General features: G+C 69.0%; 18 protein-coding genes. 13 read left to right on the forward strand and 5 right to left on the reverse strand.

The genetic code is table 11. From position 1 onward, the window contains the following. Positions 1-155: 155 nt before the first annotated feature. The gene (gene acs / locus ACIREO_RS33725; RefSeq protein WP_404117226.1) at positions 156-2,123 is read right to left on the reverse strand and encodes an acetate--CoA ligase; all 1,968 of its coding nucleotides are present in this window, start codon (positions 2,121-2,123) and stop codon (positions 156-158) included. 185 nt (positions 2,124-2,308) lie between these two features. After that, entirely contained in the window at positions 2,309-4,813 is a 2,505-nt protein-coding gene (locus ACIREO_RS33730; protein ID WP_404117228.1) for a SulP family inorganic anion transporter, read from the reverse strand. A 298-nt stretch (positions 4,814-5,111) separates the two neighbouring features. On the opposite strand from ACIREO_RS33730, the gene ACIREO_RS33735 reads away from it, so the two are divergent. Continuing rightward, complete coding sequence (locus ACIREO_RS33735; RefSeq protein WP_404117230.1) at positions 5,112-6,446, forward strand: hypothetical protein; 1,335 nt, start codon at positions 5,112-5,114, stop codon at positions 6,444-6,446. Positions 6,447-6,476: 30 nt separating this feature from the next. Here the strand turns inward: ACIREO_RS33735 and ACIREO_RS33740 are convergent, their stop codons facing one another. Then, the gene (locus tag ACIREO_RS33740) at positions 6,477-7,472 is read right to left on the reverse strand and encodes an ATP-binding protein (RefSeq protein WP_404117232.1); all 996 of its coding nucleotides are present in this window, start codon (positions 7,470-7,472) and stop codon (positions 6,477-6,479) included. 102 nt (positions 7,473-7,574) lie between these two features. Here ACIREO_RS33740 and ACIREO_RS33745 point away from each other — a divergent pair, with 102 nt between their 5' ends. Further along, positions 7,575-8,399: an oxidoreductase gene (locus ACIREO_RS33745; protein WP_404117234.1), complete on the forward strand. Its 825-nt coding sequence runs from the start codon at positions 7,575-7,577 to the stop codon at positions 8,397-8,399. Between the two features lie 489 nt (positions 8,400-8,888). Here ACIREO_RS33745 and ACIREO_RS33750 read toward each other — a convergent pair whose 3' ends face one another. Continuing rightward, positions 8,889-9,728: an HAD family hydrolase gene (locus ACIREO_RS33750; protein WP_404117236.1), complete on the reverse strand. Its 840-nt coding sequence runs from the start codon at positions 9,726-9,728 to the stop codon at positions 8,889-8,891. Between the two features lie 500 nt (positions 9,729-10,228). On the opposite strand from ACIREO_RS33750, the gene ssd reads away from it, so the two are divergent. The 7 genes from ssd (at position 10,229) to ACIREO_RS33785 (ending at position 15,307) form a co-directional block, all read left to right on the forward strand. After that, positions 10,229-11,368, forward strand: coding sequence for a septum site-determining protein Ssd (gene ssd, locus ACIREO_RS33755; RefSeq protein WP_404117238.1), 1,140 nt, complete (start codon positions 10,229-10,231; stop codon positions 11,366-11,368). Continuing rightward, positions 11,365-12,513, forward strand: coding sequence for a TadA family conjugal transfer-associated ATPase (locus tag ACIREO_RS33760; protein WP_404117240.1), 1,149 nt, complete (start codon positions 11,365-11,367; stop codon positions 12,511-12,513). Before ssd ends, ACIREO_RS33760 begins: the two co-directional genes overlap by 4 nt. 23 nt (positions 12,514-12,536) lie before the next feature. Beyond that, a complete protein-coding gene (locus tag ACIREO_RS33765) occupies positions 12,537-13,379 on the forward strand; it encodes a type II secretion system F family protein (RefSeq protein ID WP_404117242.1) in 843 nt (280 codons plus the stop codon). 38 nt (positions 13,380-13,417) lie between these two features. Next, on the forward strand, positions 13,418-14,221 hold the full coding sequence (locus ACIREO_RS33770; RefSeq protein WP_404117499.1) for a type II secretion system F family protein: 804 nt from the start codon (positions 13,418-13,420) through the stop codon (positions 14,219-14,221). A 123-nt stretch (positions 14,222-14,344) separates the two neighbouring features. Beyond that, entirely contained in the window at positions 14,345-14,581 is a 237-nt protein-coding gene (locus tag ACIREO_RS33775; protein ID WP_404117244.1) for a DUF4244 domain-containing protein, read from the forward strand. Next, complete coding sequence (locus ACIREO_RS33780) at positions 14,568-14,948, forward strand: TadE family type IV pilus minor pilin (RefSeq protein ID WP_404117246.1); 381 nt, start codon at positions 14,568-14,570, stop codon at positions 14,946-14,948. The genes ACIREO_RS33775 and ACIREO_RS33780 overlap by 14 nt, the downstream gene beginning before the upstream one ends. A gap of 83 nt (positions 14,949-15,031) precedes the next feature. After that, on the forward strand, positions 15,032-15,307 hold the full coding sequence (locus tag ACIREO_RS33785; RefSeq protein ID WP_404117249.1) for an Rv3654c family TadE-like protein: 276 nt from the start codon (positions 15,032-15,034) through the stop codon (positions 15,305-15,307). Between the two features lie 125 nt (positions 15,308-15,432). On the opposite strand, the gene ACIREO_RS33790 is transcribed toward ACIREO_RS33785, so the two are convergent. Next, positions 15,433-17,916: a DEAD/DEAH box helicase gene (locus ACIREO_RS33790; protein ID WP_404117251.1), complete on the reverse strand. Its 2,484-nt coding sequence runs from the start codon at positions 17,914-17,916 to the stop codon at positions 15,433-15,435. A 79-nt stretch (positions 17,917-17,995) separates the two neighbouring features. On the opposite strand from ACIREO_RS33790, the gene ACIREO_RS33795 reads away from it, so the two are divergent. The 4 genes from ACIREO_RS33795 to ACIREO_RS33810 all read left to right on the forward strand — a co-directional run bounded on the left by ACIREO_RS33795 (position 17,996) and on the right by ACIREO_RS33810 (position 22,749). After that, positions 17,996-18,349: an STAS domain-containing protein gene (locus ACIREO_RS33795; RefSeq protein WP_003967428.1), complete on the forward strand. Its 354-nt coding sequence runs from the start codon at positions 17,996-17,998 to the stop codon at positions 18,347-18,349. Positions 18,350-18,556: 207 nt separating this feature from the next. Next, entirely contained in the window at positions 18,557-19,006 is a 450-nt protein-coding gene (locus tag ACIREO_RS33800; protein ID WP_404117254.1) for an ATP-binding protein, read from the forward strand. A 394-nt stretch (positions 19,007-19,400) separates the two neighbouring features. Then, positions 19,401-21,842: a sodium-translocating pyrophosphatase gene (locus tag ACIREO_RS33805; RefSeq protein ID WP_404117256.1), complete on the forward strand. Its 2,442-nt coding sequence runs from the start codon at positions 19,401-19,403 to the stop codon at positions 21,840-21,842. A gap of 280 nt (positions 21,843-22,122) precedes the next feature. Then, entirely contained in the window at positions 22,123-22,749 is a 627-nt protein-coding gene (locus ACIREO_RS33810; protein WP_404117258.1) for a small secreted protein, read from the forward strand. The last annotated feature ends 73 nt before the right edge of the window (positions 22,750-22,822 follow it).

Below are 22,822 nucleotides of genomic sequence, written 5' to 3' on the forward strand. Positions count from 1 at the left end.
CGGTCTTTGCCTTGCCCCTGGCAGCCGGAAGGGGCACCCGGGTTGTTCCGGATGCCCCTTCACGCGTACGGGCGGACCGCTCCAGGTCCTGGGCCGTCTCCCGTCAGGCCTGGAGCGTCTCCCGTCCTGCCTGGACCGTCTCCGGCCGGGTCTGCCTAGTCCTCGGACTGGGCGGAGGGCAGCTGCGTCTGGATGAGTGCCATGACCGAGGAGTCCGTGAGCGTGGTGACATCGCCCAGCTCGCGGTTCTCGGCGACGTCGCGCAGCAGACGACGCATGATCTTGCCGGAGCGGGTCTTCGGCAGCTCCGCCACCGGCAGGACCCGCTTGGGCTTCGCGATCGGTCCGAGCGTGGTGCCGACGTGATTACGCAGCTCGGCGACCAGCTCATCGGAAGCGGTGGCCGTCCCCCGCAGGATCACGAAGGCGACGATGGCCTGACCGGTCGTCTCGTCGTTGGCGCCGACCACGGCGGCCTCGGCGACCGAGGGGTGCGACACGAGAGCCGACTCGACCTCGGTGGTCGAGATGTTGTGCCCGGACACGAGCATGACGTCGTCGACCCGGCCGAGCAGCCAGACATCGCCGTCCTGGTCCTTCTTGGCACCGTCGCCCGCGAAGTACTTGCCCTCGAAGCGCGACCAGTAGGTGTCGAGGAAGCGCTGGTCGTCGCCCCAGATGGTGCGGAGCATCGACGGCCACGGCTCGGTGAGGACGAGATAGCCGCCCCCGCCGTTCGGTACCTCCTGGGCCTCGTCGTCGACCACGGTGGCGCAGATGCCGGGCAGGGCACGCTGGGCCGAACCGGGCTTCGTCGCGGTGACCCCGGGAAGCGGCGAGATCATCATGGCGCCGGTCTCGGTCTGCCACCAGGTGTCCACGATCGGACAGGAGTCCGCACCGATGTGCTTGCGATACCACATCCAGGCCTCGGGGTTGATCGGCTCACCGACCGAACCCAGGACACGCAGCGACGACAGGTCGAACTTGGCGGGGATGTCGTCTCCCCACTTCATGAACGTACGGATCGCCGTCGGCGCGGTGTAGAGGATCGTGACGCCGTATTTCTGGACGATCTCCCAGAAGCGCCCCTGGTGCGGGGTGTCGGGCGTGCCCTCGTACATCACCTGGGTCGCGCCGTTGGCCAGCGGACCGTAGACGATGTACGAGTGTCCGGTCACCCAGCCGATGTCGGCGGTGCACCAGTACACATCCGACTCGGGCTTGAGGTCGAAGACCGCGTGGTGTGTGTACGCCGTCTGGGTGAGGTAGCCCCCGGAGGTGTGCAGGATGCCCTTCGGCTTACCCGTGGTCCCCGAGGTGTAGAGGATGAAGAGCGGCTGCTCCGCGTCGAAGGCCTCCGGCGTGTGCTCGGCCGACTGACGGCCAGTGATCTCGTGCCACCAGACGTCCCGGCCCTCGTTCCAGGCGGTGTCCTGCCCCGTGCGCCGGACCACGAGCACGTGCTCGACGCTGTCGATCCGGGAGACGGCGTCGTCCACCGCCGGCTTGAGCGCCGAGGGCTTGCCGCGGCGGTAGCCGCCGTCGGCGGTGATGACGACCTTCGCGTCCGCGTCCTGGATCCGCGCGGCGATGGCGTCGGCGGAGAAGCCGCCGAAGACCACCGAATGCGCTGCGCCGATGCGGGCGCACGCCAGCATCGCTACGGCGGCTTCCGGGATCATCGGCAGGTAGACGGCGACCCGGTCTCCCTTGCCGACGCCGAGTTCGGTGAGTGCGTTGGCCGCGCGGGAGACCTCGTCCTTCAGCTCCGCGTAGGTGATCGCGCGGCTGTCTCCGGGTTCGCCCTCGAAATGGATGGCGACCCGGTCGCCGTTGCCCGCTTCGACATGACGGTCCACGCAGTTGTACGCGACGTTGAGCTTGCCATCCGCGAACCACTTCGCAAAGGGCGGATTACTCCAGTCGAGCGTCTCGGTCGGCTCTGTGGCCCAGGTCAGGCGGCGGGCCTGCTCGGCCCAGAAGCCCAGCCTGTCCGCCTCGGCCTGCTCATACGCCTCCACTGTCACGTTGGCGTTCGCAGCCAGATCGGCAGGCGGTGTGAACCGCCGCTCCTCCTTGAGCAGATTGGCCAGGCTTTCGTTGCTCACGACATCTCCCATTCCCAGGGTGTCCGTTGTGTCCCGGGGGACAGCTCATCAGGCTGCGGGCCAGGTGACAAGTGTCTGCCGGAAATTGGTTTAGACCTGTGCCTCCTGTAAGGAGCCACCTGCCCCGCTTTCGCGAGCAGCGCTGTGCGATGCGAAAGCGGGACCACAAGGTCTCACGGACCGGGTGTGTGAGCGGTTCAGGCCCCGACGGTGGTGCCGGGAGTCGGATGCAGTGCTTCGATGCCCTGCTCCGCACCCCATGCCGCGCCGGGGGCGACCCGGGCGAAGACCTCGTCGGGTCCGGTGCCGGAACTGGCGCCCTCGGTCAGCAGATAGGCCTGCGCCTCGCCGACATGGAAGTACATGCCGTGCAGCTGCAAGGTCCCCGCCGCCAGTCGGCGGGCCACCGATTCATGCCCGCGCAGATGCTCCAACTGCTGGACCACATTGGTCAGACAGAGCTGCTCCACCGCATCGGTGGGCAGCCGACCTGCGATCCGCGCCCAGGAGTGGTGACGGGAACGCATGCGCTCCAAGCTCGGCAGCCCGTGCCGCAACCAGCGCCACAGAGGTGTCCGGGGTGTCTCCGGCGCGGCCCCCAACAGCGCCTGCATTGCTCCGCACCCGGAGTGTCCGCAGATGGTGATGGACTCGACCTCCAGCACATCCACCGCGTACTCGATGGCGGCGGCTACGGAATCGTCGTTGATCGCCGCGTCCCCGGTCCCCGGGGGCGGCACCAGGTTGCCGACATTCCGTACGGTGAAGAGGTCGCCCGGGCCGCTTGCGGTGATCATGCTGGTGACCAGGCGGGAGTCGGCACAGGTCAGGAACAGCTGTGAAGGGCGCTGCCCTTCGGTGGCCAGCCGGGCCAGCTCCTCACGCACCAGCGGGGCGGTGGTGCGCTGAAAGGAACTGAGGCCACTGAGCAGCCGATGGGCTCCGTGCCGGGGATCCGAGGAGCCTCCAGGGGCGGAAGGCGAAGCCTTCGAGATGACGTGCGAGGCGGGGGCGGCGGTTGTCGGTGTGGTGTCCTGCACGCGGTCGTGGCAGTGATGATTGCGCCACGGCGTCCAAGGACGGCAGCAGGAATGGGCGGCCGACGCAGGCTCGGCGATCCGGCCACCGGAACGTCCGGTGAACTCGATCCGGCCTCCCAGCGCGGTCTGCGCCGCATACCAGTCCTGGATCGTCTCGTACGCCGCGTGGTCCATGAAGAATCCGTCCAACTCCACGACGGCGTCCACCCCTTGCGGGAGTTTGCCGAGCATGCGGCTGAGCCGGGGGACGGCCAGGAAGGTCAGCTGGCCGCGAGCGGCGACCAGATAGCGGCCGTCCTGTTCGGTCACTGTGATCCTTGTGTGTGCCAGCCGGTGCAGGGCGACGGCCACCGCCACGACGATGCCGATCGTCACGCCCTTTAGCACCCCCGCCAGAATGACGCCGCTGATCGTGGCGCCGTACACCAGGAACTCCCGGTGCCTGTGAACCTTGCGGATGTGGGCGAAGCTGACCATCTGGATCCCCACGACCATCACCAGAGCGGCGAGCGCGGCCAGGGGGATCCACTCGAGGGCCCTGACCAGCAGGACGGCTGCCAGCAGCACCCACACGCCATGCAGCACGGTGGAGGCGCGGCTCGTCGCTCCCGCCCGCACATTCGCAGAACTGCGCACGGCGCCACCCGACACCGGCAGCCCTCCGGCCAGGCCTGATACCGCGTTGGCGACACCCTGGGCCCGCAGCTCCCGATCCAGATCCGATCGTTTGACCGGAGCGTGCGGCGCCGCCCCGTCCTTGGGCGCGGCTGCTGAGCGGTCTGCAGCCAGCTTGTCCACGGAGACCGCGGCCAGCAGGGATTCGAGACTGGCGACGAGCATGACGGTGAACACCGCTGTCGCCAGTGCCGCCACCGGACCCTTCGGCAGCTCCGGCAGTGCGTGCGAGTGCCATGACGGCAGGTCCACCCGGGTGATGCCAGGGGCTGCCGCGGCCGCTACAGCCGTCGCGATACCCACGGCTGCGAGCGCGGCCGGAAGTCTGCGGAGTGAGGCTCCGACGTGTCCGGGCAGGCGCGGCCACACGACGAGGATGGAGATCGTCAGGGCTCCGATGAGAGGCCCGGCCGGCTCGAAGTGGGCCAAGTGGGAAGGGAGCGACAGGACGTTGTCGAGGGCGGAGCTCTGAGGCACCTCACCGAACACGATGTGCAGCTGGGCCAGAGCGATGGCTACACCGATACCGGCGAGTGTGCCGTGCACGATGGCCGGACTGACTGCGAGGGCACTGCGGGCCGCTCTCAGCGAACCCAGCAGGATCTGCAGGAGACCCGCGCCGATGGTGATCGCGCACGTGGTGCGCCAGCCGTAGATCTGGATCAACTCTGCGGTGACTACGGTCAGTCCGGCGGATGGTCCACTGACCTGGAGCGGTGTGCCGCCCAGTAGTCCGGCGACGATGCCGCCGATCGCGGCCGAAACCAGTCCGGCGGCAAGAGGGGCGTCCATGGCGACGGCGAGACCGAGCGACATGGGAACGGCGATCAGGAAGACAGTGATCGATGCGGACAGATCCGCACCTGAGATGCGAAGACCTCCGCGGCGGGGCGGCGGCGGGCTGTGTGGACGCTTGAATCCCGAAGCCCGGGAAGGGTGCGAGCTGCGGGATGAGTGGTCTTTACGAGTGGGGACGCAGGCAGACATGTTCCCGTCTCCTCCGGGGCAGCGCGGTCGCGGTATGTGAATGACGGCGGCCGTGGGTCACGGCGTGCAGCGGTGGGGTACAGCGGCGGGATTTCCAACTCTCGGTAAATGAATCGTAATGGAGAGTAAAGAAGGGTGTCCATGTTTTCGAGCAAATAGCCCAGCGAATCACTCTCTTCAGTGAATAAGCAGCTTTTCATCCGGCTTGTCGTACTGGTTCCGGCGGAGCTGCGTGTGAGGTTGACCGCGCCGTGTCGGCACGTCAACGCACGAATGCTGCAAGGAAGAGGGTGGACGGATGATGGCCGTCACGAAGCGGGTCGCCCTGGGAGCCGTGGTCACGGGGCTGATCGCCGGCCTGGCCGGCTGCTCGGGTTCGGGCGCGGGCGCCACCGGTCCCGCGGCCGGAACAGGCACGAAGTCCGCTCCCGTCACGGAGGGGAACTCTCCGGCGGCGGCGCCGAAGGGGGCGGTCAAGCTCATCGGCGACGGTTCCACCGCCTTTACGGGAACCCAGCCGGAACTACCCGTTGTCAAGCGCCTCAAGCCCGGCCAGAAGCCTCCCCAGTTCGTGGTGTTCTCGTGGGACGGCGCCGGTGAGGACAGCCAGAAGCTCTTCTCGCATTTTCGCTCGGTCGCGAAGAAGTACGACGCCAAGATGACGTACTTCCTGAGCGGCGTGTATCTCCTGCCGGAGAAGAAGAAGGAGCTCTACGATCCGCCGCAGCATTCGGCGGGCCGCTCCGACATCGGGTTCAACGACGGCGAGGGGATCCGCAACACGCTGACGGAGCTGCGTGCCGCGTGGCTGGAGGGCAACGAGATCGGCACCCACTTCAACGGGCACTTCTGCGGGCCGGACGGAGGTGTCGGCACATGGTCGGTCGAGGAGTGGAAGAGCGAGATCAGCCAGGCGAAGTCGTTCGTGAAGAGCTGGAAGACCAATGCCCCGGACCTCAAGGGTGAAGCACCTCTGCCCTTCGACTACGACACGGAGCTGATCGGCGCTCGCACCCCATGCCTGGAGGGGCAGAAGAACATGGTCGCTGCGGCACGGACCATGGGATTCCGCTACGACTCCAGCGGGATCGGCAACCAGGTCTGGCCCGCGAAGAGGGACGGTATCTGGGACCTTCCCCTGCAGCTTGTTCCCGTGCCGGGGCGCGCGTTCGAGACGCTCTCGATGGACTACAACTTCATGTTCAACCAGTCGGGTACGACGACACAGGGCGACCCGGACAAGCATGAGTACTGGGGTAATCAGATGCGGGACGGTCTGCTTCAGGCGTTCGACCGCGCCTACAACGGGAACCGGGCTCCGATGATCATCGGCAACCACTTCGAGTCCTGGAACGGCGGCACCTACATGCGTGCGGTCGAGGAGACGATCAAGACGGTATGCACCAAACAGGATGTGCAATGCGTTTCCTTCCGTCAGCTCGCCGACTGGCTGGACGCGCAGGACCCGGCGACGCTCGCCACACTCGGGACGCTGAAGGTGGGGCAGGAGCCCAAGCCGGGCTGGACCGCCTTCCTTGCGGGGACGGCTCCGGGTAAACCCGCGGGCAGCCCCGTGCCTGCCAGGCCGGCGGATCAGCCGGCAGGCAAGGGGGCCGACGGGAGCGCGGAGTAGGGATCACTCTCCGGTGCCGCCCCGTCCGGCTCAGGCCGGCTGGGCGGCGCCCGTCTCCGCACGGTGCTCATGCAGGACGAAGGCGGGGTCGACCTGGGCCGCCAGGTCGGCGCCCGTCTTCTCGTTGCCCCAGCTCTCCGCGTTCTTCAGGTGAAAGTGCACCATCTGCCGCGTGTAGCGCTCCCAGTCGCGTAGCTCGTACGAGTCCTCCGCGGCGTTCTGTAGGGCCTGCAGTGCCATCCGGTTGTCTGCTTCCAGCAGTTCGAACGGGGCAGGACGGCCCTTTTCCATGGTTCGGACCCAGTCGGACTGTCCGATGCCGACCAGCAGGTCGTCACCGGCCTCGGCGCGCAGGAAGTCGAGATCGTCCTCGCCCTGGACCTTGTTGCCCACCACCTTCAGCGTGACGCCGAAGTCCCGTGCGTACTCCTTGTACTGGCGGTAGACGGAGATGCCCTTCCGGGTCGGTTCGGCGACGAGGAAGGTCATGTCGAAGCGGGTGAACATTCCTGACGCGAACGAATCAGAACCCGCAGTCATGTCGACCACCACATACTCGTCGGGGCCGTCGATCAGGTGGTTGAGGCAGAGCTCGACCGCCCCGACCTTGGAGTGGTAGCAGGCGACACCGAGATCGGACTCGCTGAACGGGCCGGTGGCCATCAGCCGGATCTCCCCGTCGTCGAGACGGACCGTGCGGGCGCAGGCGTCGTAGACCGGGTTGTCCTCGCGGACGTGCAGGAGCCTGGAGCCCTCCCCGGGCGGCGTTGTCTTGATCATCGTTGCGGCGGATGTGATGCGGGGATTGCTGCCGCGGAGGTAGTCCTTGATGAGAGGCAGCTGCGCGCCCATGGCGGGCAGAGCGGCCGCTTCCTTCTCGTCCAGGCCGAGGGCGGCCCCGAGATGCTGGTTGATGTCGGCGTCCACCGCGACGACATGGGCTTCATTGGCAGCGAGGTGACGGATGAAGAGCGAGGACAGCGTGGTCTTGCCGCTGCCGCCCTTCCCTACGAAAGCGATCTTCATGTTCACCTAGGGTAGCGGTCTCATCGCTCACCGTTGTCATTCTTCGTGAAGAAGACCACTCCCGGGCGGTATCCGTACCCGGGACGCGTAGCCTCCCTACTTATGAGTACGACATCCTCGGACCCGCTTGCCGCTCTGGGTGACCTGCCGGGGGTCGCCGACGCGGTGGACTCCGTACGCAAGGCCGTGGACCGGGTCTACGGGCACCGGGTCATGCGGCGCCGCAGCAATGAGGTCACCGCGGAGGCGGCCCTGCGCGGCGCTCGTGGTTCGGCGGCGCTCTCGGGCGCCGACTGGAATCTCGAGGAGGTTCGCCGGCGCACGGACTTCAGCGGTGAGGACGAGGCCCGCACCATCGGTGCCGCCTTGAGGCTGACAGCGGAGGCCGGACAGTTGCTCTCGATCTGGCGGCAGTCGCCGCTTCGTGTCCTGGCCCGCCTGCACCTGGTGGCGGCGGGCGGCGCGACTCCGGACGAGACGGTCGGCAGGCCCCGGTTGGCGGGCGAGGCGGTCGATGAACCGCTGATCGAGGCTCCTGTCCCGGGTGCGGACGAGGTGTCGGGACGCCTTGAAGGGCTGTCGCGACTGATCATCGCCGGAGGCTCGGCGCCCGCGCTTGTGACGTCCTCGGTGGTTCACGGTGAGCTGCTGGCGCTGCGCCCCTTCGGTTCACACAACGGCTTGGTCGCCCGGACCGCCGAGCGGATCGTGCTGATCGGCAGTGGGCTCGACCCGAAGTCGATCTGCCCTGCCGAAGTGGGCCATGCGGAGCAGGGGCGCGCGGCTTATGTGGCGGCGTTCGAGGGGTACCTGTCGGGGAGGCCGGAAGGCATGGCCGCCTGGATCGCTCACTGCGGGCGCTCGGTGGGGCTGGGTGTCCGGGAGTCCACCGCGGTGTGCGAGGCGTTGCAGCGCGGCGCCGCCTGAGTCGCGCGACCCGGGTCGGTTCGGCCGGTCGGCTCGGCCTCCGGGTCCGCGGGCGTTCAGGATGCCGGGGCCGGCCCCGGAGGGTGCTGCGAGCGGGCCCCGGAAAGGGTTGCGGCGGTACCGAATCCGGTACCGCCGCTGGCACGTCCGCCCAGTTACCAAGCGTCCTCGTTGTATGCCCATCAGGTCGGGTTCTTTGCCCGTCACCTGGTGCGGCTGGCCCGTAATCGACGGGTCGACGTCGCGTGGGTGCTCGGCTTTCGTGCTCGGTCCGTGGGGCCTTTTGTACGTAGAAAGGTAATCCTCTCGGATGGCCTTGGTCTCGCGGGCCGTTGCATCCTTTGTACTCCAGGACCATGGGGAGTGGAAGCTCTGGCCGCTTTTCTTTACTTTTATGTTCAAATATGACTGAGTCGGACATTTTGCGGCGGGTTGGCGGTGAGTCTGCTGCCGTCGAGCGCAGATGGGTGGCGTCCCCGACCAGGCCTGTCAGGTGGTGGCCGTGGCGGCCCGGCGCCGATGTGTGTACCAGACGAACCCGGCGGTCACGGCGGCCGCGCCCAGTGCGGCCGCTGCCACGAGTGCCGGTCGCGGTGGCATCGAGAAGGTGGGTAGGCGCTGCTTGAGCCGGACGGGTCGGTCGAAGGTGAGAATCGGCCATTCCCGGAGTGTGGCCTCGCGCCGCAGTGCCCGGTCGGGGTTGACGGCGTGCGGGTGGCCCACGGACTCCAGCATCGGTACATCGGTGGCGGAGTCGCTGTAGGCGTAGCAGCGCGAGAGGTCGTAGCCCTCCGATTCGGCGAGAGCCTTGATGGCCTCCGCTTTGGTCGGCCCGTAGGCGTAGTACTCGACCTCGCCGGTGAAGCAGCCGTCGTCGCCCACGACCATCCGGGTCGCCACGACCCGGTCGGCACCGAGCAGTTCGCCGATCGGTTCGACGACTTCGGCGCCGGAGGTCGAAACGATGACGACATCACGCCCGGCGGTGTGATGCTCCTCGATGAGGGTCGCGGCCTCGTCGTAGATGATCGGGTCGATCAGGTCGTGCAGGGTTTCGGCGACAAGGTCCTTGACCTGCTGGACGTTCCATCCCTTGCAGAGCGCTGAGAGATATTCGCGCATCCGCTCCATCTGGTCGTGATCGGCACCCCCGGCAAGGAACACGAACTGTGCGTACGCAGTGCGCAGTACGGCACGGCGGTTGATCAGCCCGCCTTGGTAGAAGGACTTGCTGAAGGTCAGTGTCGATGACTTCGCAATGACCGTCTTGTCCAGGTCAAAGAAGGCTGCTGTGCGCGGCGAGAAGCAGTTTTCCACAAAGGTGAGCATAGGGTCCCGCCATTCGGCGTAAAATCCGGCAGGCGGGTTTGCCTGAGAAGGGGCTCGGGTACATCATGGAAGTCACGGATCGTTCGCGACCGTGCTAACCCGGTCCGGCTCCTCCCCCCCCCTGAGTCGGCCGTGGGGACGACCCCCGCTCTCCCCCCCGGCGGGGGTCGTCGCATGTCCGGATGCGTTTCGCAGCGTAGACGCCAGGTCCTCCCTCTCTTGCCGCCGCTCCAGGCCGCGATCCCGGGGGATCGACCCGATCATGCCTCGTCACTGTATGTAGCGGAAGGGCTGCGCTGCGAAAGTCCCCTGTATGAGCTACGGGGATATTCACAACGTTTGAGTTGTCCACAGTTTTTGAGCAAGATCCACATGTTTTTCCGCAGCGTTGCATGTTGATTCCACCCGCGAAGTCCGCGGATTCCGGAATCGCGCATCTCGGAAGCGTCTGAGATCGCCGCGAAACCGCACTGGAGGAGACAGTGAGAGGGGCGGAGATCGTGGCTGGATCTTTCGCGGGCGAAGGTCCGCCGAGCGCCGAAGGGCGGCACGACGGACCGTTGGTCCTCACCGAGGACCCCGATTTGCTGGACGATCTGCTCAGGCTGTGCGCGGCGGCCGGGGCAGTGCCGGAAGTGCACCACGGGCCTCCGGGAGAGCGGGGCGGCTGGGAACGGGCCCCGATGATTCTGGTCGGCGACGACGCGGCGCGCGGATGCCGTGGAGTGCCTCGCAGGCCCGGCGTGATGCTGGTCGGGCGGGATCAGGACGACCCTGACGTATGGCGCCGCGCAGTGGAGATCGGGGCTGAATATGTGCTCAGACTGCCCGACTCCGAAGGCTGGCTCGTCGACCAGATCGCCAATGCGGTGGAGGGTGTGGGTCGATCGGCGCTCACCGTGGGAGTGATGGGCGGACGCGGCGGCTCCGGCGCATCCACGCTGGCCTGTGCACTTGCCGTGACAGCCGCGAGGTCGGGCCGACGGACCATGCTGATCGACGGCGATCCCCTCGGCGGCGGTATCGATGTGCTGCTCGGCGGTGAGGAATCCGAGGGCCTGCGGTGGCCGGATTTCGCCCGTTCGAAAGGGAGGCTGGGCGGAGGGGCACTGGAGGAGTCGCTTCCCGCATTGCACGGGCTGCGAGTGCTCAGCTGGGGCCGGGACGACGAGGTGATCGTGCCCCCACAGGCCATGCGGTCGGTGCTGGCCGCTGCTCGCCGGCTCGGTGGAGTGGTGGTCGTTGATCTGCCGCGACGGTTCGACGAAAGCGTGGCAGAGGCGCTGGCACAACTGGACGTGGGGCTGCTGGTCGTTCCTGGGGAGCTGAGAGCGGTGGCGGCGGCGCGGCGCATGGCGGCTGTGTCCCAAATGGTCCTGGAGGACCTGCGTGTCATCGCCCGGGGGCCTTACACAGCAGGCCTGGACGAGCACTGGGTGGCGCAGACGCTGGGCCTGCCACTCGTCGGCGATCTGCCCATGGAGCCTGGGCTGTCTTCGGCTCAGGACAGCGGTGAGCCCCCGGGCGGGAACGCCCGCGGCGCACTGGCCCGTTTCTGCACGGCTTTCTGGGATCTGGCGGATGCCCCGGGCCGTCCGGACGCCGTTACGGCCCGGTCTCATGGCGGAGGGGTGTCATGACCGACGCGCTGCTCGACGCCGTACGTCAGCGACTGGCCAGGAGCGGCGCGGCACCCACGCCGGCGGGGGTGGCCGCGGCGCTGAGGGAGCAGGGCCGTCTGCTCGGCGACGCGGAAGTCCTCGGCGCGGCCGAGGAGCTGCGGGGGGAACTGGTGGGCACAGGGGTGCTGGAGCGGCTCCTGGCCGATCCGGCGGTGACCGATGTGCTGGTTTCCGCTCCGGACCGGGTGTGGGTGGACCGCGGCGTCGGACTCGAGTTGACCCGGGTCGTCTTTCAGGATGCGGCAGCTGTCCGGAGGCTGGCTCAGAGGCTTGCCGCGGTAGCGGGGCGACGGCTGGACGACGCCCGGCCGTGGGTGGACGCACGGCTTCCGGACGGGACGCGCATGCACGCGGTCCTGCCGCCGGTGTCCGTCGGATCGACGTGCCTCTCACTGCGTGTGGTGCGGCCCCAGGCCTTCACGCTGGCGGAGCTCGTCACGGCGGGGACGGTCCCACCCGGCGGTGACCGGCTGCTGAGAGCCCTGGTGGAGGCCAGGGTCTCGTATCTGATCAGCGGAGGGACGGGCGCGGGGAAGACGACTCTGCTTTCCAGCCTGCTGGGGGCTGTCGGTGAGCGGGAGCGCATCGTGCTGGCCGAGGACTCGGCGGAACTGCGCCCGGATCACCCGCATGTGGTGCGGCTGGAGTCGCGTCCCGCCAATCAGGAAGGTGCTGGGCGGGTGACGCTGCGGGACCTGGTACGCCAGGCGTTGCGTATGCGTCCTGACCGGCTGGTGGTGGGAGAGGTCCGGGGCGCCGAGGTGACGGAACTTCTGGCAGCCCTCAACACCGGGCACGAGGGGGGCTGCGGCACGGTGCACGCCAACGCGGCCGAGCATGTTCCGGCGCGTCTGGAGGCTCTTGGGACGGCTGCGGGTCTCGACCGGGCTTCTCTGCACAGCCAGTTGGCAGCGGCACTGTCCGTGGTCGTCCATCTTGTCCGAGACAGGCGCGGACGGCGGCGTGTGGCCGAGGTGCACGTGCTCGAGCGGGATTCCGCGGGCCTGGTGATCACCGTGCCTGCGCTGCGCTGGGGCGCCGAGGGATTCCAGCCGGATCGGGGCTGGGAGCGTCTCGGGGCGCTGATCGGGGATGAGCCGTGACGTCGGCGGGCTCTGACGGACTCATGCAGGTGCCGGTGTGGGTGATGGCCGGCAGCGCCGGCCTGGCGGGTGGTCTGGCCGTGGCCCGGGACCATGGGGCGCGGCGGGCTCGGGTGTTGGCGGCTCGCGGGCGGGAGGAGCCGTGGGGGCCGGCGGCGTGGACCGCTGCCCGGGCGCTCCTCGCCGAGCGCAGGGAATGGCTGTGTGCCCCTGTGGCGGCCCTTCTCGCTGTGCTGGGTGAATCGGTGCTGCCGCTGCTCGCGGGCGCTGTGGCGGTCCCGCTGGTGAAGCGCTGGCTGCGTCGGAGGGCGCGGCGGCGTTCGAGTGAGGAGGCCGCCGACTCGGTGACGGCGCTCTGTGGGGCGGTGGTCGGCGAGCTGCGCGCCGGGCGCGAGCCCGGACAGGCGTTGCTCGCCGCCGCGAGGAACTTCGGCGCACTGGGCACGGCCGAGCCCGCTGTGCTGGCGGCTGCGCGGTTCGGTGGCGATGTGGCGGGCGCGCTGCGGCAGGCGGCGCTGGGGCCCGGTCTCGACGGGCTTGCGGGTATGGCCGCCTGCTGGCGGGTGGCGGTGGACGGCGGAGCCGGTCTCGCGGCAGGTCTGGCGCGCCTGGAGAGCGCGCTGCGGGGTGAGAGACGGCGGCGGGAGGAGTTGCGGGCACAGCTGGCGGGCGCCTGGTCGACGGTCGTGGTCCTGGCATTGCTGCCGGTGCTGGGTCTGGGGCTGGGGGCGGCACTTGGAGCGGACCCACTGCGGGTTCTGCTGCACAGTCCGGGAGGGCTCGTCTGCCTGGTGACGGGCGGACTGCTGGAAACCGCGGGGCTGCTCTGGGCATCGCGGATCGTGCGGGCCGGGGAGGCGGCGTGAGCGGCATGCCTGGTGCGAGTGATGCGTTCGTGAGCGGCATGCCTGGTGCGGGTGATGCGTTGGGGGTTGCTGGTGCGGTGGGCGCGGGGCTGGGCACAGCCGCGTATCTCGCCCTCGCCCTCACCGGCCGGCGGCATGAGCGGGCGATACGCAGAAGAGGGGCGCTGCTGGCCAAGAGCTGTGCGGCCGGCCCGAGGCAGGGGTGGACGGACGTACGGGCGCCTGGCTGGAACCGTGCTCGACGGTGGGCGGTGTTTCTGGCTGTCTGGGCGGCCGGCTGGATCCTCGTCGGCGGTGCGGCGGGGACCGGGATCGGTCTTGCGGCTGCGTTCGGCGTGCGGCGGTGGCGGCGCTCCGTCAGGGTGCGTGGCGCCGCCGGCCCCGACGACGAGGCGCCTCTGATCCTCCGCCAGTTGCCGATCGCCGCGGATCTGCTGGCGTCCTGCCTTTCGGCGGGTGCCGGTCCGCGGGACGCGGCGGAGGCGGTCGGGGAATCCATCGGCGGCCCGGTCGGTGAGCGGCTGGCTCGTACGGCTGCCGAGATCCTGCTCGGAGGAGAACCGGCCGAGGCCTGGGGCCGGTTCGGGTGCCTGCCGGGTGCCGGGCCACTGGCCGGCTGCCTGGAGCGTGCCGCCTCGACGGGGGCACCTGCGGCGGAGCCGGTTTCCCGGCTGGCCGATGAGATGCGTGCCGAGCGGGCGAGTGCGGCCGTGGCACGTGCTCAGCGGGCAGGCGTGCTGATCACCGCACCGGTGGGGCTCTGCTTCCTGCCCGCCTTTCTGGCAGTGGGCGTGGCGCCCGTGGTGATCGGGCTGGCGACCGGCCTGTTGCACCGCGGCTGAGCGGGAGCAGCCGGAATCCCGCCTGACGTCCGGGGCAAGCCCGAGTTGATGGCCGGGACCCCGCCGAAGCGCTGGATCGAAGTTCGGATCGGAACAACGTGGATTGTGAACATGGGGGTTGAGATGAACAGGAATGCCATGGAGCGGTCTGTGAGCGCGCTGCGTCGTGCGTGGGAGGCCAGGTTCGGCACCGGTGCCCGGCGCCGTGGCCTGGACCAGGGGATGACGACATCCGAGTACGCGGTGGGGACCATCGCGGCCTGCGCGTTCGCGGCGGTGCTCTACAAGGTGGTCACCAGCGGGGCGGTGCTGTCCGCGCTGCAGTCGCTGATCAAGGACGCCCTCGATGCGAAGTTCTGAGGAGACGCGGAGGGACCGGAGCAGCGACCGGGGAGCGGTGACGGCGGAGGCAGCCATGGCCCTTCCCGTGCTGGTGGCGTTCGTTCTCGCACTCGTCTGGGCGCTGGTCGCCGCGGCGGACCAGATCCGCTGTGTGGATGCCGCACGGGCCGGGGCACGGGCCGCGGCCCGGTCCGAGCCGCAGGAATCCGTACGGTCCGCGGCACAGGAGGCGGCGCCGGGCCGTGCCCGGGTCGACGTGGAGCGGACCGGGGCGCTGTGGAGGGTCAGGGTGGAGGCACCGACGCCGGGGCCTGGTCCGCTGGGTCTGACTCTGAGTGCTGAGGCAGTCGCACTGGCCGAGGACACGGTGGGGGCGGAGCCGTGAGGAGGGCGGAATTCCGTCCCGGAGCCGGGGACCGAGGGCTGGCGACTGTCTGGGTGGCGGTCACGACGGTGACACTCTGCGCGGTGTTCGCGATGTTGCTCGCTCTCGGCCAGGCCGTGTCCGCCCGTCACAGGGCTGGTGGCGCGGCGGATCTGGCGGCGCTCGCCGCTGCCGACCAGGCGCTGCGGGGCGCGGAGGCGGCGTGCGGGGCGGCCGGCGAGGTCGCTGCGGCCCAGGGGGCGGAGATCGTGCGCTGCGGGGTCCAGGGCGAGATCGCCGACGTGACCGCCCGAGCGCGCTTCGGCCCGTACGCACCTGAGGTCAGATCGAGAGCGGGGCCTCCGGAGGAGCCCCCGTAGGCCCTGGCGGCTCGGTCGGCCCCCTCGGTTGCGTCTGCCCGGCATCGGTTGCGTCTGCCCGGCATACGCCGAGGAGCCGGATCGCGCATACGGCCTCATCCCGCGGTGCCTTCCGGACACGAGCCCTACGAGCCCTCCGCCGGATGACCTTCCCCGGGATCGGGCGGCGCGGTCCTGAGCAGTTCGGTCAGGAGGCGTACGGCGCCCCGCTTGTGCAGTGGCTCGTTGCCGTTGCCGCATTTGGGGGACTGGATGCAGGACGGGCAGCCCGCCTCGCACTCGCAGGACGCGATGGCCTGACGCGTTGCCGTGAGCCACGTACGGGCCGTGTGGAAGGCGCGCTCGGCGAAGCCGGCGCCACCCGGATGGCCGTCGTAGACGAACACTGTGGGAAGGAGGGTGTCGGGGTGCAGCGGAACGGAGACACCGCCGATGTCCCAGCGGTCGCAGGTGGCGAAGAGCGGCAGCATTCCGATGGAGGCGTGTTCGGCGGCGTGCAGGGCGCCTCCGAGGATTTCCGGGTTGATCCGGGCGGCATCGAGTTGGTCCTCGGTGACCGTCCACCACACGGCACGGGTGCGGAGGGTGCGGGGCGGCAGGTCGAGCTTGGTCTCACCCAGGACCTCTCCGGTGATCAGCCTGCGGCGCAGGAAGGAGACGACCTGGTTCGTGACCTCGACGGAGCCGAAGCAGAGCCGCCCGTCACCCCAGGGGATCTCGGTGTCCGTCTCCAGCACGGTGATCGCTGTCGTGTCGCGAGCGTTGGTCGAGTAGGGAGGGACCGATTCTTCGACCAGAGCCACCGAATCCTCCAGGTCCAGCGTGCGGACGAGATATGTCCGGCCCTGGTGGAGGTGGACGGCACCCTCGTGAACAGCGGTGTGCGCCGCTGATTCGTCAACGGTTCCCAGTAGACGCCCGGTACCTTCCTCGACGATCTGGACCGGACGGCCGCCTCCGCCGCGGATGTCGGTGAGGTCGGCGGCGCGCTCCCGGCGGGTCCAGTGCCAGCCCGTCGTCCTTCTGCGCAGGAGCTTCGCGGCCTCCAGCTGCGGCAGAAGCTCGGGCACCGCGGGCCCGAAGAGCGCGATGTCAGTTTCCGTGAGGGGGAGTTCCGCAGCGGCGGCACACAGGTGGGGCGCGAGGACGTACGGGTTGTCCGGGTCCAGCACGGTCGACTCCACGGGCTGCTGGAACAGTGCCTCAGGGTGGTGGACGAGGAAGGTGTCCAGGGGGTCGTCCCGGGCCACGAGGACGGCCAGGGCGCCCTGCCCCGAGCGCCCGGCTCGGCCCGCCTGCTGCCAGAGGGAGGCACGGGTGCCCGGATAGCCGGCGATGACGACGGCGTCCAGGCCCGAGACGTCGATGCCGAGCTCCAGTGCGGTGGTGGCGGCCAGTCCGAGCAGGTCTCCGGAGTGCAGTGCCCGTTCCAGGGCCCGGCGTTCCTCGGGCAGGTAACCGCCACGGTAGGCGGCGACACGCCCGGGCAGCGAGCGGTCCACCTCGGCGAGCCGCTCCTTGGCGATGAGGGAGATGAGCTCGGCTCCGCGCCGGGAGCGCACGAAGGCGACCGAGCGGACGCCCTGGAGGGTCAGGTCGGTGAGGAGGTCGGCGGTCTCGGCTGTGGCGGTACGGCGTACGGGGGCTCCCTTCTCGCCGTGCAGCTCGGTCAGCGGCGGCTCCCAGAGGGCGAAGACCAGCTCTCCCCGGGGCGAGGCGTCGTCGGCGACCTCCTTGACGGGCAGGCCTGTGAGACGGCCCGCGGCGACCGAGGGCTGAGCCGATGTGGCGGAGGCGAGGAGGAAGACGGGGTCGGATCCGTATCGGGCGCAGAGGCGGCGGAGGCGGCGCAGCACCTGGGCGACATGGGAGCCGAAGACGCCCCTGTACGTGTGGCACTCGTCGATGACGACGAAGCGGAGGGCGCGGAGGAAGGAGGCCCAGCGGGGGTGGGACGGAAGGATGCCCCGATGCAGCATGTCGGGGTTCGTCAGGACGTAGTTGGCGTACTGACGCACCCATTCGCGTTCTTCGACCGGCGTGTCCCCGTCGTAGACCGCGGGCCGTACCGCGGAGCCCAGAGGTGCCGCGAGCGTCTTCACGGCTCGGCGCTGGTCGGCGGCGAGGGCCTTGGTGGGGGCCAGGTACAGGGCGGTGGTGCCACGGCCGTTCGGGGCATCGGAGCCGTCGAGGAGGGTACTCAGTACCGGAGCGAGGTAGGCGAGCGACTTGCCGGACGCCGTCCCGGTGGCGATCACGACGGACTCGCCGTCCAGGGCATGTTCGGCGGCGGCGGCCTGATGCGTCCACGGATGGTCGATTCCGGCCCGGCTGATTGCCGAGATCACTTCTGGCCGGATGCGATCAGGCCAGAGGGCATGGGTTCCCGCACGCGGGGGCAAGTGCTCCGTATGAGTGATGCGCGCTGCCCGGCCCGCCGCTGCGGCGAGCCGGTCGAGAACCACCATGGGAGAGGGGCGCGAGCCCGCGTTCTCAGGTGGTCGACTGGGGCGGTGATTCTTGGCCATCGGCACCGAGTGTGTCACTGGCGTGGCGGACAATGGTCCCAAGGCGTCGTGCATGGCTGCTGGTAAGTGATTGAATGCCATCGCGGCTGGCGATCCGTCCCCTGGCCTCCGTCGGGGAGACCGAGGGGCGACCGCTCGATAGCAAGGTGCTGGAGGATCCGTGGACCTGTCCCTGTCGACTCGCAATGTGTCCGGGCCTGGTGGCGACCGTACGGTCGTCGAGGTCGGTGGCGAGATTGATGTGTATACCGCGCCCAAGCTGCGCGAGCAGTTGGTCGAGTTGGTGAATGACGGCAGCTACCACCTGGTTGTCGACATGGAAGGCGTCGACTTCCTCGACTCCACCGGCCTCGGCGTGCTCGTGGGCGGCTTGAAGCGTGTCCGGGCCCATGAGGGCTCGCTGCGCCTGGTGTGCAACCAGGAGCGCATTCTCAAGATCTTCCGGATCACAGGTCTGACCAAGGTGTTTCCCATCCACACCACGGTCGACGAGGCTGTCGCGGCTACCGACTGACCGTCGGTGCAGGCCGGCAGCCAGAAGGCCGGCAGGCACGCAGTGACAGACCGGCAGGCGGCAGCAGTCAGGCCGCCATGAGCAGGCGGTCGACCCATGCGGTCGGCTGCCGGCTTCGTCGGTTCCCGGAGGGGAATGAGAGCAGGGGTACCCGGGCGTCACGCCCGGGCCCCTGAGATGCACGCCCATACGTTCGAGGGGGATGGCATGCCAACCGTTGAACTCCGCTTCAGCGCTCAGCCCGAACACGTCAGGACGGCCCGCCTCGTGGCAGCCGCCGTGGCGCGCCGGGCCGGGGTCGACGAGGCGGTGCTCGACGAGGTCAGGCTCGCGGTCGGCGAGGCGTGCAGCCGCGCCGTAGGGCTGCATCGGAGCCATGACATCGCCGCCCCGGTCACGGTCGTTCTGACCGAGGAGGAGAAGGCGTTCTCCATCGAGGTCGGCGACGGGCTTCCCGCCCGGGGAAGCGATGCCTCGCCGCCAGGAACGCCCGGCGGCGGAGGCCGGGGCGAGCCGGACACCGACGCCGACAGCGAGGACGAGATGGGCCTCGCGGTCATCAGCGGGCTGGTCGACGACGTGGAGGTCCGCACGGGTGCGGACGGCGGAGTGATCCGCATGACCTGGCCGACGGCCTCCGCCGTAGTGCTTCCCTGACCCACGCCGCCCGGTCGGCCCCATCCCGCCGGACACAGCCCCTCGCGCCGGATGCAGCCCCCGGCCCGCCGGACGCGGCCCCGGCCCGCCGGACGCGGCCCCGGCCCGCCGGCCGTGGCGCCTGCCCCGCCTCGCGCGGCCCTCGAATGGTAGGCGCGATCACGTTTTCGGGCCCTGCTGAGCAGGGCCTTTTTCTTTGCGCTTGATCAATGATCTCCGGAAATTCCGTGCGCGCCACGCCTCTGCCCCATTACTGCATTCGAGTTCAAGCGCGAGCGAGATCATTTGTCATTGGGTGGACGAAAGTCGATTTCATTGACCACCCACTGTTTTGATCGGCCGCGGCTCCCTACAATCCGTCCACGTCTTGAGCGCTCAGCGTCAAGGAGGACGTATGGCGGAGTTCTTCAACACCCCACTCGCAGAACTGACGCACGTTCCCGCACCTTCCGGCCGGTCCACCTCACTCGCAGCCGCAGTACTCACCGATGGCAATCGGCTGATCGTCGTCGTCATCGCGGTCGTCGCCCTGGCCGCGCTGGTCATGGCCCAGCTGCTCGCACGCCAGGTGCTGGCCGCGGGTGAAGGCACCGAACGCATGAGAGAGATCGCGGCGGCCGTCCAGGAAGGCGCGAATGCCTATCTGGCCCGGCAGCTGCGTACCGTCGGCATCTTCGCCGTCGTCGTGTTCTTCCTGCTTCTGCTGCTCCCGGCCGACAACTGGTCGCAGCGTGCGGGGCGCTCGCTGTTCTTCCTGGTGGGTGCGCTTTTCTCGGCAGCCACCGGATACATCGGCATGCGGCTCGCGGTCCGCAGCAATGTGCGTGTGGCAGCCGCCGCGCGTGAGGCGACTCCCGCGGAAGGGGAACCGGAAAAGGATCTCACCACGGTTTCGCACAAAGCGATGAAGATCGCTTTTCGCACGGGTGGTGTGGTCGGCATGATCACGGTGGGCCTCGGCCTGCTCGGCGCCTCCTGCGTGGTGCTCGTCTACGCGGCCGACGCGCCCAAGGTGCTGGAGGGGTTCGGTCTCGGTGCCGCGTTGATCGCCATGTTCATGAGGGTCGGAGGCGGCATCTTCACCAAGGCCGCCGACGTAGGTGCCGACCTTGTCGGCAAGGTGGAGCAGGGCATCCCCGAGGACGACCCGCGCAACGCCGCGACCATCGCCGACAACGTGGGCGACAACGTGGGTGACTGTGCGGGCATGGCAGCAGACCTCTTCGAGTCGTACGCCGTCACGCTCGTGGCCGCGCTCATTCTGGGCAAGGTCGCCTTCGGCGACGCGGGGCTCGCCTTTCCGCTGATCGTCCCGGCGATCGGGGTGGTCACCGCGATGATCGGGATCTTCGCGGTCGCTCCCCGGCGTGCCGACCGGAGCGGGATGAGCGCCATCAACCGCGGATTCTTCGTCTCCGCCGTGATCTCCCTCGTCCTCGTGGCCGTGGCCGCCTTCGTCTATCTGCCCTCGTCGTACGCCGGGCTTGACGGGGTCACCGACGACGCCATCGCCTCGCACGGCGGAGACCCGCGCGTCTTCGCCCTGGTCGCCGTGGCCATCGGGATCGTGCTCGCCGCCCTGATCCAGCAGCTCACCGGCTACTTCACCGAGACCAGCCGGCGCCCTGTCCGGGACATCGGGAAGTCCTCGCTGACCGGCCCGGCCACCGTGGTGCTCGCGGGTATCTCCATCGGCCTGGAGTCGGCCGTCTACACCGCGCTCCTGATCGGTCTCGGCGTCTACGGGGCGTTCCTGCTCGGCGGTACGTCGATCATGCTGGCGCTCTTCGCGGTGGCCCTGGCAGGGACCGGGCTGCTCACCACCGTGGGTGTCATCGTCGCGATGGACACCTTCGGCCCGGTCTCGGACAACGCCCAGGGCATCGCCGAGATGTCCGGGGACGTCACGGGGGCGGGGGCCCAGGTCCTCACGGACCTGGACGCCGTCGGCAACACCACCAAGGCCATCACCAAGGGCATCGCGATCGCCACGGCGGTCCTGGCCGCGGCCGCGCTCTTCGGTTCGTACAGGGACGCCATCGCCACCGCGGTCGACGATGTGGGGGCACAGTCGGGAGAGCTCGGGCTGAGCCTGGACATCTCACAGCCGAACAACCTGGTCGGCCTGATCCTCGGAGCTGCGGTCGTCTTCCTCTTCTCCGGGCTGGCCATCAACGCGGTCTCCCGCTCGGCGGGGGCCGTGGTCCACGAGGTGCGGAGGCAGTTCCGGGAGCACCCGGGGATCATGGACTACACGGAGAAGCCGGAGTACGGCCGGGTCGTCGACATCTGCACCAAGGACGCGCTGCGCGAGCTGGCCACACCCGGGCTGCTCGCGGTCCTGGCGCCGATCGCGGTGGGATTCACGCTGGGCGTCGGTGCCCTCGGCTCGTATCTCGCGGGCGCGATCGCCACCGGCACCCTGATGGCCGTCTTCCTCGCCAACTCCGGTGGCGCGTGGGACAACGCCAAGAAGCTCGTCGAGGACGGCCATCACGGCGGCAAGGGCAGCGAGGCCCATGAGGCGACGATCATCGGCGACACGGTCGGCGACCCGTTCAAGGACACGGCGGGCCCTGCCATCAACCCGCTTCTCAAGGTGATGAATCTCGTGGCGCTGCTCATCGCCCCCGCAGTGGTGCAGTTCAGTTACGGAGATGACGCGAGTGCGGGCGTACGGACCCTGGTGGCCGTCGTGGCGGTCGTCGTCATCGTCGGCGCGGTCTATGTGTCCAAACGGCGGGGCATCGCCGTGGGAGACAGCGACGGCGACGGCGGTGGTGACGACGGCGGGGGCGGCCCTGACAGGTCCACCGGCCCTGCGGCTGTTTCCTGACGCGAGAGGTGAGGGGCGGGCGGCCCGGTGACCGACACCCGCTCAGTACAGCGGCGGACGGCGTGTTCTGACGCGCCGTCCGCCCTTTTCGCGGCCCGCCACCCGCCTGCTGTCCGGGTCGGTCCGGACATGTGTCCGAGTGGGCAGGTGAGTTGTATCTCCCTCGTTTCCCTTGGTGCAAATGGCTTCAAAAGTATATATATCGGATGCCCGTCGCCTGATTGTCGCCCACTTGGCGTGTAAGTTCCGGGGCCGAGAGCCTTGGAAGGGACCCAATCCGGTGAACAAGAAGCTTGCAGCCGCACTGTCCGGCGGTGCGGTACTCGTACTGGCACTGTCGGGTTGCAGCGACGACAGCGACGACAAGGTGAACGACTGGGCGAAGAAGGTCTGCGACCAGGTTCAGCCGCAGCTGCAGAAGATCGCGAACGCCAATGCCGCGATCCAGCAGCAGACGGCCGACAACAGCAAGCCCGCCGACGTCCAGAAGACCGACTCGGCCGCCTTCCAGCAGATCTCGCAGGCGTACAAGGCGCTGGGTACGGCCGTGCAGTCGGCGGGCGCACCGCCCGTGGACGGCGGAGAGACCACCCAGAAGGAGGCCGTGAAGGAACTCAGCGCTTCCTCGGTGGCCTACGCGAACCTGAAGACGAAGGTCGACGCGCTCGACACGAAGGACCAGGCGAAGTTCGCCGACGGTCTCAAGGACATCGCCGACGAGCTGAACAAGATCAGCACCAACGGTGACCAGGCGCTGAAGAAGCTCCAGTCCGGCGAGGTCGGTTCCGCGATGGCCAAGCAGAAGGGCTGCCAGAAGCCGACGGCCTCGGCTCCGCCCGCCTCCGCTCCGTCCGCCCCGGCGTCGAAGTCCGCATCGCCTTCGGCCTCGGCGAGTGAGAAATCGTAATGGCGGAGAGGTCGTAACGGCAGGGAAGTCGTAACGGTGAGCGAGAAGTCGTAACGGCGCACGACGACGGGCC

It is taken from the genome of Streptomyces sp. NPDC102441 (assembly GCF_044765585.1).
Lineage (GTDB): Bacteria > Actinomycetota > Actinomycetes > Streptomycetales > Streptomycetaceae > Streptomyces.

What these genes read in the sequence shown, in the direction of transcription:
- acs (WP_404117226.1), bottom strand. Translation starts at nt 2,123, where the DNA reads ATGGGAGATGTCGTGAGCAACGAAAGCCTGGCCAATCTGCTCAAGGAG.
- ACIREO_RS33730 (WP_404117228.1), bottom strand. Translation starts at nt 4,813, where the DNA reads ATGTCTGCCTGCGTCCCCACTCGTAAAGACCACTCATCCCGCAGCTCG.
- ACIREO_RS33735 (WP_404117230.1), top strand. Translation starts at nt 5,112, where the DNA reads ATGATGGCCGTCACGAAGCGGGTCGCCCTGGGAGCCGTGGTCACGGGG.
- ACIREO_RS33740 (WP_404117232.1), bottom strand. Translation starts at nt 7,472, where the DNA reads ATGAAGATCGCTTTCGTAGGGAAGGGCGGCAGCGGCAAGACCACGCTG.
- ACIREO_RS33745 (WP_404117234.1), top strand. Translation starts at nt 7,575, where the DNA reads ATGAGTACGACATCCTCGGACCCGCTTGCCGCTCTGGGTGACCTGCCG.
- ACIREO_RS33750 (WP_404117236.1), bottom strand. Translation starts at nt 9,728, where the DNA reads ATGCTCACCTTTGTGGAAAACTGCTTCTCGCCGCGCACAGCAGCCTTC.
- ACIREO_RS33760 (WP_404117240.1), top strand. Translation starts at nt 11,365, where the DNA reads ATGACCGACGCGCTGCTCGACGCCGTACGTCAGCGACTGGCCAGGAGC.
- ACIREO_RS33765 (WP_404117242.1), top strand. Translation starts at nt 12,537, where the DNA reads ATGCAGGTGCCGGTGTGGGTGATGGCCGGCAGCGCCGGCCTGGCGGGT.
- ACIREO_RS33770 (WP_404117499.1), top strand. Translation starts at nt 13,418, where the DNA reads ATGCCTGGTGCGGGTGATGCGTTGGGGGTTGCTGGTGCGGTGGGCGCG.
- ACIREO_RS33775 (WP_404117244.1), top strand. Translation starts at nt 14,345, where the DNA reads ATGAACAGGAATGCCATGGAGCGGTCTGTGAGCGCGCTGCGTCGTGCG.
- ACIREO_RS33780 (WP_404117246.1), top strand. Translation starts at nt 14,568, where the DNA reads ATGCGAAGTTCTGAGGAGACGCGGAGGGACCGGAGCAGCGACCGGGGA.
- ACIREO_RS33790 (WP_404117251.1), bottom strand. Translation starts at nt 17,916, where the DNA reads ATGGCATTCAATCACTTACCAGCAGCCATGCACGACGCCTTGGGACCA.
- ACIREO_RS33800 (WP_404117254.1), top strand. Translation starts at nt 18,557, where the DNA reads ATGCCAACCGTTGAACTCCGCTTCAGCGCTCAGCCCGAACACGTCAGG.
- ACIREO_RS33805 (WP_404117256.1), top strand. Translation starts at nt 19,401, where the DNA reads ATGGCGGAGTTCTTCAACACCCCACTCGCAGAACTGACGCACGTTCCC.